The organism is Henriciella mobilis (genome assembly GCF_003576315.1).
Classification (GTDB): Bacteria; Pseudomonadota; Alphaproteobacteria; order Caulobacterales; family Hyphomonadaceae; genus Henriciella; species Henriciella mobilis.
This window is the reverse complement of the sequence record NZ_QWFZ01000020.1, coordinates 1-13,582: the sequence shown is the minus strand read 5'-3', so window position 1 is coordinate 13,582 and position 13,582 is coordinate 1. Positions and strand designations below refer to the sequence as shown.

Below are 13,582 nucleotides of genomic sequence, written 5' to 3'. Positions count from 1 at the left end.
CGGGGAAGGGCGGCTTTCGGGCCGCCCTTTTTCTATGCCGCGACGGGCGCATTGCCGAGCGCTGGCCGAGCCGCTAAGAGCGCGGGCGATGACCCGCAACCGGCCTGTCCCCAACATCAAGCCCGAAGACGCTGCCTTCATCCGCTCGCTGCTGATGCACGAGGATGACAAGGTGCTTGTCTTCAACAAGCCGCCGGGCCTTGCGGTGCAGACGGCGGGCGGGCGCGGCCAGTCGGTCGACTTCCTGCTCTGGGCGTTCGCCAAGTCCAATGGCAAGCGCCCGCGCCTGGTTCACCGCATCGATAGCGGCACCTCGGGCGTGCTGGTCGTCGCGCGGACCCAGCCGGCCGCCGCACACCTGTCGGAGCAGTTTGCGAAACGCCGCGCGAAGAAGACCTATCTGGCGCTGGTCTCCGGCCAGCTGCCGGACGCTGATGAGGGAACCATCGATACCCCGCTGCGCAAGGTCCCGTCCGACCGGGGCGGGCGCGAGAAGATGGTCCCGGCTGAGGCTGGCCAGAAAGGCGCGCTCGAGGCTGAGACCGGCTGGCGCATTCGCGCGCGGGCGGGCGTGCATGCGCTCATCGAGGCAAGTCCCGTCACGGGCCGCATGCACCAGATCCGCGCGCATCTTGCAGCGCTTGGCTGCCCGATCCTCGGCGATCGCATCTACGGCAGCGGCAAGCTCTCCGCCCCGCGCCTGATGCTGCACGCCAACCGGCTGGAAATCACCCATCCGGATGGCGAGCCGATGGTTCTGGAAGCGCCGCCGCCTGAGGATTTTCTCCAGCAGGCGGCAGCATTCGGGCTCGCTTCCTAGCTGTCGCTTGCCGCAGCGGGCGTCAGCTTGATGAGCCGGCCGCCCGGATCATCCTCAAGTACATAGATCGCGCCGTCCGGGCCCTGCTCGACCTCACGGATCCGCTTGCCCCATTCATAGCGTTCGGCCTCGGTCGCGGTGGTCTCCATGGTGGAAGAGGTACCGCCGGAGCCCATATTGTCGAGCGGGGTCTGCTGGAACTCGACACGCACCAGCGCCCTTGAGGACAGCCCGCCGATGAAGGCGTCGCCCTGCCAGTCGGCAAACATCTCGCCATCATAGATGATCAGGCCCGCCGGGCTGATCACCGGCGTCCAGGACAGGGCCGGGTTCTCATAGATCGGATAGTCTTCATGGCTGCCGAAGAACTGCTTGCCATTATAGTGCTCGCCTTCCGAGACGATGGGGTAGCCGTAATTCTCGCCCCGGACGATGCGATTGAGTTCATCGCCATTCTTCGGGCCCATCTCATGCGCCCAGAGCTGGCCATCGGCATCGAAGGCGACGCCCAGCATGTTGCGGTGGCCAAGCGACCAGATCGTGTCGGCGACGCCGCCATTGCCATAGAACGGGTTGTCCTCCAGCGGTGCGCCATCGGTTGTGACGCGGATGATCTTGCCGAGGTTCATGTCCATGTTCTGCGCCGGGCTGAAGTGCTGGCGCTCGCCCGAGGTGATGATGAGATTGCCATCCGGCGCGATGGCGAGGCGGTGGCTGTAATGGCCATTGCCGGTCACCTTGTTGGACTGTTCCCAGATACGGGTGATGTCCGACAGGCTTCCGCCATCGGCTGTGAGCGAGAGGGTGGCCTTGTCGACGACGGCGCCGCTCAGCGTGTCGTCCTGCGCGTCGCGCTCGACATAGGAAATGAAGACGGTGCTGTTGGTGGCAAAGTCCGGGTGGACGATAATGTCGCCAAGGCCGCCCTGTCCGCGCATCTCGACCGCGGGGACATTGGAAATCTCGCCAAGTTTCGCGCCGTCGGTGCCGAGCAGCCAGAGATCGCCATCCTGCTCCGTCACCAGCGCGCGCCCATCCGGCAGGAAGGCCATGGCCCAGGCGCCGTCGAAGGTTTCAAGCGCCTCGGCCGTCAGCGCCGTGCCTTCGGTTCCGGTGACCGGCATGGTCTCATTGGCCGGGTCCTGTTGCTGCGCAGTGGCGCAGGCCGTCATGGCGACAATGGAGGTTGAGAGGAGGGCGGAGCGGAAGAGGTGGTCCGTCATGGGCTTTACCTTTCTGGCATGGGTTGGGGCTAGCCTTGCAGCTATGTCACCAACGCCAGATGGAAAGCCTGGTTTCCCGAAAACCTAATCGTACCAGTCGAGCGCGTTGTGATCGGAGATCAGATCGACCGCCCCGTTGAGCATGCGGAAGAACATGTCGTCGCCGCGCGCTGTCTGGGTGACCAGCATGGCCGCGAAGAAGGCGGTGAAGAAGTGCTGGAAGGCCCCGGCAATATAGTGGCGGGTGAATTCTTCGCGGGCATAATCCGATGCGCCGAGCCGGTCCATTTCCGCCAGGTAGAGGTCGATCAGGGCGGCCTCATTCCTTCGCCGCGTTTCGGGGTCGATTGCGCCGGAAATGAAGTAGCCGACATCGGCACCCGCCGGCCCGTAGCCGAAGCTCTGCCAGTCCACCACCGTCACGGGCCGGTCTTCGCTTGCCGGGTTGAACAGCATGTTGTCCGGTCGGAAATCGGAATGGATCAGGCTGCGTGAGCCATCGCGGAAGGTGGTCTGCGCATCGAGGTTGCGGCTCATCGCATCGCCGATCCTTGCCGCTTCCGGGCTGACACGGTCGCCATAGCGCGCCTTGAAGCCCTGCCAGAGCGCGGCGATCATGTCGGGATCGAGCGGATTGGGCGCGTTCTTCGTGTTCATCACCCAGGCATAGTCGTCCAGCCTGTCATCATTCCAGAAGGCCGAGTGGAGCTTTGCCGCTTCCTTCACGACCAGCCTTGCCTGGTCCAGCGTGACACCAGCCAGCTGGTCGCCCTGTTCGGCTGGGGCGAGGTCCCCCATCAGCAGCACGAAGTCGTGGGTCTCCTCATTCACATCGGTGAAGTAGCAGGGCGGTGTGGTGATGCGGGCATCCGGCTCGAGCAGCTGGTAGAATTTCACCTCGCGGTGGTAGTTGCCGAGCTGGATACCGGCCGCGCGGCTCTCCTGTCCTTCGGCGGGAAACTTGCCGACAAGGGTCCTCGGCGCGCCGGGGGCAGCGTGCTCATAGTCGAGCTTGAAGCGCACGCAGTCGCCAATCTGTCCTGTGCCGACCTTGCCGGCCTCGAAAGCGCGCACTTTCGCATCGATGCCGCCAGCGGCCAGCGCCCCGGTCAGCCAGTCTGCGTCGATCGCCTTCCAGTCACGTATGTCGGGCATCATGAAGCGTCCGTCAGCGAGTGGACGTAGACTTCATTGTGGGCGATGAGGCCGTGCTCCAGCAGGACAAGGTCGAAGCCGCGGATCCGGCCCTCCTTGCCGCCCTCGCCGATATCGCAGGTCCAGCGCCCGCAGAAGCCGCCATCGATGTGCCAGGTCGTATCCGGCTTATAGACCATGGGCGGTGTCGATCCGAACAGCGTCTCCAGATAGCCGCGCAGCGCCTCGCGGCCTGTCAGGCCATGCGCGGTCTGCGGGTCCTTGTAGACCGTGTTCGGGCTGTAGAAGGCGACGAGGCGGTCGACATCCTTGTCCGTCCAGGCCTGCAGCCAGTCCGCATTGAAGCGTTCGATATCCATCGGGCTCATCCGTTCAGCACCTTTTCCCTGTGGGCTTCTGTGAAGATTTCGGCGGGCACGCTTTCCGGTCCGCCCATGATGGCAAAGCCGTGCAGGCCAAGCGCCGGGTCGGCGGCCCGGCGTTCATGATAGGAGCGCCGGCGCGCCCGGGCGTCCTCGCTGAATTCCATGTCGAGCGCGGCCTGAAGCTGGCCGGCAAAGCGAAGCCGGCGCATTCGCTCAGTGCGTTCCTCGGCATAGGAAGAAAAGTCCGGCGCGGCGCCCCCAGCTGTCGCCTTCAGGATGTCGGAGACGATGCGCACATCGCGATAGGTGATGGACAGGCCAAGCCCGTTGATCGGATCGTTCCAGCCTGCCGCATCGCCGATCAGCACGCAGCCTTCGGCGAAGGGCTCATCGGTCCAGCTGTCATTGTTGAAATAGGAAAAGAGGGGGCCTGCCGGTTTGCCGGCGGCCAGCGCCTCATTGGCGGGGGCCGAGCGCATGCGGAAGGCGTCGAGGAATTTGCGCGCGCCGTCCTCGCCCGCGAACCGGCCTTTCTCGTCGAGGGCATAGCCGCCATAGACGCGCACCCTGTCGCCGCCCTGCGGGAAGGCGAGGAAGCCGAAATTGCCCTCGGTCCCGATGGCCTGGCGGGTAACTTCCCAGCCATCGACGCCTTCGACCAGCAGCCCGGCAAACCAGTGATGCGGCTTGTCCTGGTGCAGCGCGATGCCGGCCTCCTTGCGAATGAGAGACTGGCGGCCCTCGGCGCCGACGACCAGCGGCGCTGTGGTCGTCTGTGTCTCGCCATCCGCCTCATAGGTCACTGACGGCGACGCGCCGAGTTTCACATCGGTGACGGTCACGCCGCGCAGCGCCTTAGCGCCGGCACGAACAGCCTCGTCGAACAGGGTCTGGCAGTGATGCGGATGGCCGATGGTCAGCGGCCCCGGCACGCCCTCGGCAAAGATGCCGAGCGGCAGGGCGGTCTGTTCGGCCGTTTGCGGATCATAGCTCTCATCATAGGTGACATGGCTGGTGATGTGATGGCCGCCGGCGCCTTTCAGCAGGTCATAAAGGCCGAGCCGTTTCGTCTCCGCCACGCCCCAGGGCGCAATCCATTCCCCGCGCACGCGGTCTTCATATGCGGTGGATTTCTCAAGCAGCAGGACCGATTGTCCCGCCTTCGCCATAGTGGCTGCCAGCGCTGAGCCGCCAATGCCGCCACCCACAATGATCAGGTCATAGGCCATGCTTTCCTCCCGCCATGCCTCTTCATGGGCACTGACCCGCAAAGCCTACCCGCGCCGCCCGATCTGGCAAGACGCGACGCCGCGGCAGCCAGCCTGAAGCGCGGTCTGTCATTTCCCTGCCAATCGCAGTAAAGGCAGGGCCATGAACGGTTTTCTCTATGTGGCCCTTGGCGGTGCGATCGGCGCGAGCCTGCGGCATGGCGCGGGGCTCGCGGCTGTGCGCCTTGGCCTGTCGGGCTGGCCATGGGCGACCTTCTTCGTCAACCTCCTCGGCAGCCTGCTGATGGGCCTGCTGATCGGCTTCCTGGCCTTTCGCGGTGAGGCGCTTGGCGGCGGGCAGGGTACGCGCCTCTTCCTGGCGACCGGCCTGCTCGGCGGCTTCACCACCTTTTCGGCCTTCTCGCTGGAGATCGCGCAATTCGTCCAGAAGGATGAGTGGACACGCGCCATCGCCTATGCGGGTCTGTCGGTCCTGCTAGGCCTCGCGCTGGTCCTTGCAGGCATGATCATCATGCGCAAGGTGCTCGCATGAACCAGCAAGTCATCAACGAAACCGTCAGCCCCAAGGAAGAGGGCGTGCGCCTCGACCGCTGGGTGAAACGCCGCCTGCCGGTGACGCAGGGCCAGCTCGAAAAGCTGCTGCGCTCCGGCCAGATCCGCGTCGACGGCTCGCGCGCCAAGGCGAATACGCGGCTTGAGGCCGGCATGGTGGTGCGCCTGCCGCCGATCCATCAGCAGACCGCCGAAGAGAAGAAAGCCTACAAGCCCGGAAAGGCCTCCTCCCGGGACGAGCAGTTCATGCGCGAGATGGTCATCTACCAGGATGACGACATGTTCGCCCTGAACAAGCCGGCCGGTATCGCCGTTCAGGGCGGCACCAAGCAGGGCGGGCGCCACATCGATGGCATGCTCGACATCCTCTCGGACGGTGAATACCGCCCGAAACTCGTCCACCGGCTGGACAAGGAGACCTCGGGCCTCTTGCTCATCGCCCGCCATCCGGCCGCTGCCGCGCGCCTTGGCGAGCTGTTCCGCTCCCGCGACATGGAGAAGGTCTACTGGGCCGTCACGGTCGGCGCGCCGAAGCCGCCTGCCGGACAGGTGCGCTGCTGGATGGCCAAGGGCGAGGGGCCGGAAGGGCGCGAACGCATGGTCCACGCCGCCCAGAATGACGAGGGCGCCCGCCACGCCATCACCGACTATGTCACCGTCTCGCAGGCCGGCCAGAAGGCCGCCTGGGTGGCGCTGCGCCCGCAGACCGGCCGGATGCACCAGCTGCGCTTCCACATGCATGAGCTCGGCACTTCCATCCTCGGCGACGACAAGTATGTCACCCGCCGCGAAGTGCCCCAGGGCGTCGCGTCTGGCCTGCACCTGCATGCCCGCGCCCTGCTCGTCCCGCGCCCGAACAAGAAGCCGCTACTGCTGCAGGCGCCGCTGTCGGGCCACATGAAAGAGACGTTCAAGGTGCTCGGCTTCCTCGAGGAAGAGGCAGGCAAGGACCCGCTGGAGCTGTTCCTCTAGGCCGGGAATCGACGGATGGGACCGGTATGACTCTCAAACTCGCCATCTGGGACATGGACGGCACGATCGTCGATAGCCGCGAGGTGATCCAGACCGCCATGTGCCGGGCCTTCGGCATGTGTGACCTGCCCGAGCCGGATTATGAGGCGACGCGCAAGGTTGTCGGGCTTGGCCTTGAGGAGGCCGTCCGAACGCTCGCGCCGGACTATCATGATGTGCCGGGGCTCACCGAAGCCTACAGGCAGGCCTTTGTCGCGCGCCGCGCGGAAGAGACCTTCCGCGAGCCGCTCTATGACGGCGCCATGGAGACGCTCGAACGCCTTGCCAATGACAACTGGCTCATCGCCATGGCGACCGGCAAGTCGCATCGCGGCATCCGCGCCATCTTCGAGATGCATCCGCTGGAACAGTATTTCGATACCATCTGGTGCGCCGATGACGGCCCCGGCAAGCCGCATCCCTTCATGGTCGAACAGTGTATGGGCGTGCTCGGCTGCGAGCCGCACCAGTCGCTGATCATCGGCGATGCGATCCACGACATCACCATGGGCCGCAATGCCGGCATTCACACCATGGGCGTCAGCTGGGGCTTCGGCGAAACCCACGAACTGGAAGCGGCCGGCGCGCATGAAGTCCACCACGACTATGAGAGCCTGAATACGGGCCTGGATCGTTTCGCGGAGGAAATCCTCGGCCGTCATGGAACCGAACCGGCGGCGTGACGTTTGTTCGGCGAGTCTTGTTCAAACAAGGGGAAACCTCATGAAGAAATCCATGCTCGCCCTTCTTTTCGCCATCGGCGCTGCCGGCACCGGTACGCTGGCGGCCTGCGGTGACGCCAATGACGGTCCGGTCGAAGAGGCCGGCGAAGAAGTCGATGAAGCCGTTGATGAAGTTGAAGACGAAGTCGACTAAGCACGGCGACACACGATTCACTGCCAGCTGGCAGTGTGATGGGCCAGCCCGACCGGGCTGGCCTTTTGCGTTGTTTTTATGAAATAAATTTCAGTTTCCAGGGATCGAAAGATACTCGCCTGCGTTGTTCCGGCAGTCTATTTTCTCAACGGGGCAATGTATGAAACCGAGTATACACCACGTCTTCGCGGGGCTGACCGCGGCAACCCTTGGCGCGGGCGCGATGGCGCTGGCTGCGCACTCCAATCCGACACCGGGCGCCACCCTCGCCAAGCAGTTCACCGCGCAGGACCGGGCCGTCTTTACCCATGGGTTCCACACCGCAGACGGGCTGTGCGAGGTCGGTTATTCCCAAAGGGATCTGTGTTTTGAATCCTCGCCCCTGGAAAGCCGGATCGTAAAGGGTGAGCCCTTTCCGAATGACATGTATCCCCTGGCCCTGGAATGGCGTGCCGCCCTCGCCATGCCCCAGAAGGCCGATCACCTGAAGACCATCCGCATTGGCCAGACGGTCGCCCTGGTCGACCGCGAGACTGGCGTGGTGACCGACATGATCCGTCTGGGCGAAACCGTGCAGGCGGTCAGCGAGCAGAACAGCCTCGGAGGCTGACGCAGCTTTTCCGTTTCCTTGGGGCGGATGACGTGGCAACTAGCGGCCATGCCAGCCACACCGCCCAACAGACCCGATCTCCCGAAACGCTTCTACAAGGCCGTCTCCACGTCTGCGCAGGATGGCGGCTGGCGGATTGAGCTTGATGGCCGGCCGGTCAAGACGCCGGCCAAGGCCGCGCTTGTCCTGCCGAGCGAAGCGCTTGCAGCGCTCGTCGCCAGTGAGTGGGACGCGCAGGACGAGGTCATCAACCCGGCAGCCATGCCGCTGACCCGGCTTGCCAATGTCGCCATCGACCGCACGCCGGACACGCGGGCCGAACTCGCCGATGAAGTCGCGAAATACACCGGCACCGACCTTGTCTGCCACCTTGCCGATGGGCCGAGCGAGCTGCGCGAACGCCAGGAACAGCACTGGCGCCCGCTGCGCGACTGGGCGGGCCGGGCGCTTGGGGTGATGCTGCTGCCTGTCGAAGGCGTCATCGCGATGCCGCAGCCCGACGCGTCCATGCAGGCGGCCCGCGACCATGCGCTGTCGCTCGACGATTTCAGGCTGACGGCATTCGTCTGGTCGACCGCGCTTTACGGTTCGGCCATCCTCGCGCTGGCGGTCGAGCAGGGCGAGATTGATGCAACCTCTGCTTTTGACCTTTCGCGTATTGATGAAGACTGGCAGATTGAACAGTGGGGCGAAGACGAAGAGGCCGCCGCTGTTACGCTCGCGCGCAGGCGCGATGCGCTGGCGCTGGGGGCCTGGTTCGACGCTCTGCGAAAAGGATGAACTGGCTGGCGGAGGCGGCAGGAAATGATCGGGCGTGGACTGTCCCTTGTGGTATTGATGGCCCTGCTGACACCGCTGACTGTCTCTGCTGAACGCGAATGGCCCAAATACGGGGTGATGTCTCTGGAAGATTTCCAGGCCTATTTCCGGCCCGGCAACTATCTCGCTTTCATGGATGAGCTTCAGATTACGCGCCGCGATACCTTGATCAGCGTTGACTGGTATGAAGAGGAAGGCGGGACCCATTTTTCCTCGACCTGGTCAGTTCTGGGGGTCGCCGAGAACCTGCTGCGCGACGGCGACGCGCCATTTGCCAAGACAAAAGGTTTGCCATCGGAGATGACCATGGTCTGGCAGCCTTCGAGCCGGAGTTTTGGCTTCGAGATATCCGCCGACGAATTCGACGATGAGCCAGACCTGTCACGCGTCTGGCTGTCCCTGAATGACGATCTGGCAATCTCGCCGAACGATGTCGAATACGGCTCGTGGGAAGCCTATTTCGATGAGGCCTATGAGCAGACGGACGGGGCTTGCTGTCTGTCGGAAGACGAGTACCGCGAGGTCTCGATCGGCGCCTTTCGCTTCAATTGCTCCTTTGTCGCCCACAAGACCTGGGAAGTGATGTGCATCGATCGGCATGTCGCGACCGGTTATACGTGGCGGACGTTCTATGCGCGGCTTGATGATTCGATCGGCTGACGGCGCTGTCCCATACACCGGATTGATCCGTGCTCGAACGGCATCCTTGTCATTCTGCGTTGAATAAAAAAGAAAAATTTGGTGAACGCCAGCCGAACGTGCCGGTCATGCCGGGTTCCGTCGCCCCGTGTTTTCCTGCAGCCATGATGAAACGCATCATGACCCCCCGAGTGGCGGCGCTGGCTTTGGCGGCAACTCCACTCCTTGCTGCTCCGGCCTTCGCAGATGGCCCGGATCGTGGACACAGGCCTGCGGTGAGCGACCTGTCGCTCAGCGTTGGTGACGCGTCCTTCTATGTATCGGTCGGCCATGACAACTGGCGTGGCCGGAACGGACGCTATTACCGCTCCAACCAGTGGGGCCAGCGGCCCTGGGAAGTGCGCCAGCTGAAACGGGATGCCTTGCAGCGTTGCGCTGGCGCCATCCAGCGCCAGGGCTACCGGGCCGGGTTTCGCGACGTCGACATCGACGATGACTTCCGCATCCGTCAGCTCGGCCCGCGCGGCTTCCGCATCCGCTTCGACGATGTCGAGTTCGAAGGCCGCCGGCGCGAGTTCGAGCGCGATGTGAGCTGCACGGTCCGCCGCGGTAATGTCGTGGACATCAGCGGCCTGCCGCAGCCCGGCCATGGCGGCTACCGCCATGGCGGGCGCTACGATCATGACTGGAACCGTGGCCGCGACTGGGACCGCGGTGGTCATGACCGGTGGAACCGCCACGACCGCGATGATGATCGCGGCCGGCGCACCGGCCCCGGCGGTGTCCGCGACTATGACGGCGAGCTGAGGGGCGGGCGCCGCGCCGGAAGCTAGGCCTTCACAGCCTTTGGAAAAACGGAAAGGGAAGGGCGGGTTGTCTTAACGGCAACCCGTCCTTTTTCTTGCGTCTGAAGCCCCGCTGCGCTTCAAGTTCGCCAGTACAGACGTGTCTGATGGGAGCCATGCCATGAAGGAAGTCATCGAAGCGCTTGAGGCCAAGCGCGAGGAAGCGCGCCTCGGCGGCGGCAAGGACCGGATCGAGAAGCAGCATGCCAAGGGCAAGCTGACCGCGCGCGAACGCATCACCATGCTGCTCGACGAGGGCAGCTTCGAGGAAACCGACATGTTCGTCGAGCACCGCTCGCACGATTTCGGCATGGAAGAGCAGCGCATCCCCGGCGACGGTGTGGTGACGGGCTACGGCACGGTTAATGGGCGCCTGGTCTACGTCTTCTCCAAGGACTTCACCGTCTTCGGCGGTTCGCTCTCCATGGCGCAGTCGGAAAAGATCGTGAAGGTGCAGAAGGCCGCGGCGAAGAATGGCGCGCCGGTGGTCGGCATCTTCGACGCCGGCGGCGCGCGCATCCAGGAAGGCGTCGACAGCCTTGCGGGCTATGCCGACATCTTCATGGAGAACGTCCTCTCCTCCGGCGTCATCCCGCAGATTTCCGTCATCATGGGGCCGTGCGCGGGCGGCGACGTCTACTCCCCGGCCATGACCGACTTCATCTTCATGGTGAAGGACACCTCCTACATGTACGTGACCGGCCCGGACGTGGTGAAGACGGTCACCAATGAGGAAGTCACCCACGAGACCCTCGGCGGCGCCTCCGTGCACGCCAAGAAGTCGGGCGTCGTCGACGGCGCCTTCGAGAACGATATCGAGGCGCTGATCCAGATCCGCCGCCTGGTCGACTTCCTGCCCCTGTCGAACCGCGAGCAGCCGCCCGCGCGGCCGAGCTTCGATGATCCCGATCGCGTCGAGCCAAGCCTCGACACGCTCATCCCGTCCAATCCGAACACGCCCTATGACATGAAGGAGCTGATCGAGAAGACCGCCGACGAGGGCGACTTCTTCGAGATCAGCCCGGATTTCGGCGCCAACATCCTGTGCGGCTTCGGGCGCATGGAAGGCACCACGGTCGGCTTCGTCGCCAACCAGCCGATGACGCTGGCGGGCGTGCTCGACATTGACAGCTCGCGCAAGGCGGCGCGCTTCGTGCGCTTCTGCGACTGCTTCAACATCCCGATCGTCACCTTTGTCGACGTGCCGGGCTTCATGCCGGGCACCAAGCAGGAATATGGCGGCCTCATCAAGCATGGCGCCAAGCTGCTCTTCGCCTATGCCGAGGCGACCGTGCCGAAGGTCACCGTGATCACCCGCAAGGCCTATGGCGGGGCGTATGACGTGATGAGCTCCAAGCACCTGCGCGGCGACATGAACTATGCCTGGCCGACCGCTGAGATCGCCGTGATGGGCGCGAAGGGCGCGGTGGAAATCATCTTCCGCAAGGATATCGGCGACCCGGACAAGATCGCCGCGCACACCAAGATGTATGAGGACAATTTCGCCAACCCCTATGTGGCGGCGAAAAAGGGCTATATCGACGACATCATCATGCCCCACTCAACCCGCCGGCGCATCTGCAAGGCGCTCCGCACGCTGAAAACCAAGAAGCTCGAAAATCCCTGGAAGAAGCACGATAATATTCCGCTCTAGCTTCGCAGCCTTTCACGCCTTCATGGTGAGCGAAGTCGAACCAAGAAGGCGAGGGGGCACCAGATGAGCCTTTCAGACATCCTCTTCCTGATCGCTGCGGGACTCTCTGTCCTGGGCGCGCTGGCGCATGAAGTGGCGGGCGCGCCGAAAGTCCTGAAGCCGCTCGAAGGCTCGGGGCTCCCGAAGGACGTGATCTGGCTTCATCATTTCTCCTGGCATGTCGGCACCGTGGCGGTGCTGGCCATGGCCGCGCAATTCCTGCTCGCCATCTGGCATCCTGCGGGCGACATCTTCGCCATCATCGCGACCCTGACGAGCGCAGGCTTTGCCGTGCTGGGCATCACGCTCGCCAGCTTTGGAAACAAGGCGCTCTGGCACACCCCCGCGCCTTATCCCTGGACCCTGATTGCGGTTCTCGGCGGAGTGGGGTTATGGTTGGGGTAGGGCGGGCGCTTTGCCGACAGGGCGCTGGAAGCGTCTGCCGTTTCCGGTGTGCGAGACCATCGTGCTATCGCGAACTTCCCGCGAACAACGAGCATGGTTACCCCTCATCCCCGGCCCTTCTCCCCAGGGAGAAGGGAGAAGAATGAGTTGCATTCCTTGCGCTTCTGCCAATGATGTTTTGCATGCCGAGGCAACCGAAGACCTATCGTGCGCGCAAGCTCCGCCAGCAGGCCAATGCGCCCGAACAGGTGGCGTGGCAGACCTTGCGAGCATTGCGGGCGTATGGCTTTCCCGTGAAGCGGCAGTACGCCATCGGTCCCTACATCGTGGACTTTGCGATCTTCCGCGAAGCTGGTCATCGAAGTTGATGGGGGGATTCATGACCGTGAAGCGGTCGCGCAGCATGATGCCATGCGTCAGCGTGAGATCGAGGCGATGGGGTGGCGTGTGGTCCGGTTCAGCGCGGAAGAGGCGATGAGTGCGGATACTTTGTGGGGTCGGATGACGGAACTGCTTGGACTTTAAGCGCGCTTTCCCCTCTCCCTCGGGAGAGGGGCAGGGGTGAGGGGGCGCGGCGCCTGATATCACATGCGCCGCCTGCCGTGATGCGCCGAGCAGGTATCGCTGAAACGCTATACCCTGCCGAAATGTGGTTCCCCCCTCATCCCTGACCCTTCTCCCCAGGGAGAAGGGAGAAGACGGAGATTGCCGCCAAATCCCCACAAAAAAACGCCAGCGGGCGGACCCACTGGCGCTTTTCGTTTTGTCTGGGGCCGGGCGGACCCGGCCTGGTATCAGACTAGACCAGTTCGATCTGGTCGACAGCCGATTTGCCCTTGCGCGGGTCAATGGCGGTCGTGAACTGCACCTTCTGGCCGTCTGAGAGCGAACGCATGCCGCAGCGCTCAAGCGCGCTGGCGTGAACGAACACGTCGTCGCCGCCATTGTCGGGTGCAATGAAACCAAAACCTTTTTGGTCGTTGAAGAATTTAACGGTGCCTTGGGTCATAGAATAACTCCTGCAAAGCGTTACAACGCGCGACATTGCGCGTCGGGGGTTCGAAACTTCTTGGGAGTCGTCTAAGTCGAGAGCGCAGCCACCTCAGGGGCAACCGCAAACAAGGCCTGATAGTCCGGCGAAAGGGTCGAGGCCCCTTCCATCGTCTATTTTGCGACGCAACGCAAGCGGAAACATCTGCTGGGCTGCGATGAGAGGGCGGCGGATTTCCCGGGAAGCTCATAAAAGTTTCCCACTCCCACAAAACCCATGCTCCAATCCGAGGCATGCTGACCCGCGCCTGGATTCTTGAAACGCTGGCCCTGCTGCCGCTCTATTACTG

Annotated in this window: 16 protein-coding genes and 1 pseudogene; 12 read left to right on the top strand and 5 right to left on the bottom strand. The window is 63.7% G+C overall.

Translation table 11 applies throughout. The annotated features are described in order from the left end of the window. The first annotated feature begins 88 nt into the window (after window positions 1–88). Complete coding sequence (locus D1227_RS11015) at window positions 89–820, top strand: RluA family pseudouridine synthase (protein WP_119404711.1); 732 nt, start codon at window positions 89–91, stop codon at window positions 818–820. Here D1227_RS11015 and D1227_RS11010 read toward each other — a convergent pair. The 4 genes from D1227_RS11010 to D1227_RS10995 all read right to left on the bottom strand — a co-directional run bounded on the left by D1227_RS11010 (window position 817) and on the right by D1227_RS10995 (window position 4,792). Then, entirely contained in the window at window positions 817–2,043 is a 1,227-nt protein-coding gene (locus D1227_RS11010) for a PQQ-dependent sugar dehydrogenase (protein WP_119404710.1), read from the bottom strand. The genes D1227_RS11015 and D1227_RS11010 overlap by 4 nt on opposite strands. 84 nt (window positions 2,044–2,127) lie before the next feature. After that, entirely contained in the window at window positions 2,128–3,201 is a 1,074-nt protein-coding gene (locus tag D1227_RS11005; protein ID WP_119404709.1) for a phosphotransferase family protein, read from the bottom strand. Then, the gene (locus D1227_RS11000) at window positions 3,198–3,566 is read right to left on the bottom strand and encodes a nuclear transport factor 2 family protein (RefSeq protein WP_233350178.1); all 369 of its coding nucleotides are present in this window, start codon (window positions 3,564–3,566) and stop codon (window positions 3,198–3,200) included. The genes D1227_RS11005 and D1227_RS11000 overlap by 4 nt, the downstream gene beginning before the upstream one ends. Then, complete coding sequence (locus D1227_RS10995) at window positions 3,563–4,792, bottom strand: FAD-dependent oxidoreductase (RefSeq protein WP_119404708.1); 1,230 nt, start codon at window positions 4,790–4,792, stop codon at window positions 3,563–3,565. Before D1227_RS10995 ends, D1227_RS11000 begins: the two co-directional genes overlap by 4 nt. Before the next feature lie 142 nt (window positions 4,793–4,934). Here D1227_RS10995 and D1227_RS10990 point away from each other — a divergent pair, with 142 nt between their 5' ends. From D1227_RS10990 to D1227_RS20470, 11 genes and pseudogenes are all read left to right on the top strand, one after another. Beyond that, window positions 4,935–5,324, top strand: coding sequence for a fluoride efflux transporter FluC (locus D1227_RS10990; RefSeq protein ID WP_119375269.1), 390 nt, complete (start codon window positions 4,935–4,937; stop codon window positions 5,322–5,324). Then, window positions 5,321–6,316, top strand: a complete 996-nt coding sequence (locus tag D1227_RS10985; protein WP_119404707.1) for an RluA family pseudouridine synthase — start codon at window positions 5,321–5,323, stop codon at window positions 6,314–6,316. Before D1227_RS10990 ends, D1227_RS10985 begins: the two co-directional genes overlap by 4 nt. 26 nt (window positions 6,317–6,342) lie before the next feature. Beyond that, on the top strand, window positions 6,343–7,038 hold the full coding sequence (locus D1227_RS10980) for an HAD-IA family hydrolase (protein ID WP_119404706.1): 696 nt from the start codon (window positions 6,343–6,345) through the stop codon (window positions 7,036–7,038). Window positions 7,039–7,078: 40 nt separating this feature from the next. Continuing rightward, a complete protein-coding gene (locus tag D1227_RS20045; protein WP_199288186.1) occupies window positions 7,079–7,231 on the top strand; it encodes a hypothetical protein in 153 nt (50 codons plus the stop codon). A 160-nt stretch (window positions 7,232–7,391) separates the two neighbouring features. Beyond that, window positions 7,392–7,841 carry a hypothetical protein gene (locus tag D1227_RS10975; protein ID WP_119404705.1) on the top strand — a complete coding sequence of 150 codons (450 nt, stop codon included), beginning with the start codon at window positions 7,392–7,394 and terminating at the stop codon, window positions 7,839–7,841. A 27-nt stretch (window positions 7,842–7,868) separates the two neighbouring features. Next, the gene (locus D1227_RS10970; RefSeq protein ID WP_233350179.1) at window positions 7,869–8,621 is read left to right on the top strand and encodes an ATP12 family chaperone protein; all 753 of its coding nucleotides are present in this window, start codon (window positions 7,869–7,871) and stop codon (window positions 8,619–8,621) included. Window positions 8,622–8,645: 24 nt separating this feature from the next. Beyond that, entirely contained in the window at window positions 8,646–9,320 is a 675-nt protein-coding gene (locus D1227_RS10965) for a hypothetical protein (RefSeq protein WP_147373297.1), read from the top strand. Window positions 9,321–9,478: 158 nt separating this feature from the next. Further along, entirely contained in the window at window positions 9,479–10,132 is a 654-nt protein-coding gene (locus D1227_RS10960; protein WP_147373296.1) for a hypothetical protein, read from the top strand. A gap of 133 nt (window positions 10,133–10,265) precedes the next feature. Then, window positions 10,266–11,798: an acyl-CoA carboxylase subunit beta gene (locus tag D1227_RS10955; RefSeq protein WP_119404701.1), complete on the top strand. Its 1,533-nt coding sequence runs from the start codon at window positions 10,266–10,268 to the stop codon at window positions 11,796–11,798. Window positions 11,799–11,861: 63 nt separating this feature from the next. Next, window positions 11,862–12,242 carry a hypothetical protein gene (locus D1227_RS10950; protein ID WP_119375066.1) on the top strand — a complete coding sequence of 127 codons (381 nt, stop codon included), beginning with the start codon at window positions 11,862–11,864 and terminating at the stop codon, window positions 12,240–12,242. A gap of 170 nt (window positions 12,243–12,412) precedes the next feature. Continuing rightward, a pseudogene (locus tag D1227_RS20470) lies at window positions 12,413–12,767 on the top strand (endonuclease domain-containing protein). A 274-nt stretch (window positions 12,768–13,041) separates the two neighbouring features. Here the strand turns inward: D1227_RS20470 and D1227_RS10935 are convergent. After that, the gene (locus D1227_RS10935; RefSeq protein WP_119404698.1) at window positions 13,042–13,251 is read right to left on the bottom strand and encodes a cold-shock protein; all 210 of its coding nucleotides are present in this window, start codon (window positions 13,249–13,251) and stop codon (window positions 13,042–13,044) included. Window positions 13,252–13,582 lie beyond the last annotated feature (331 nt).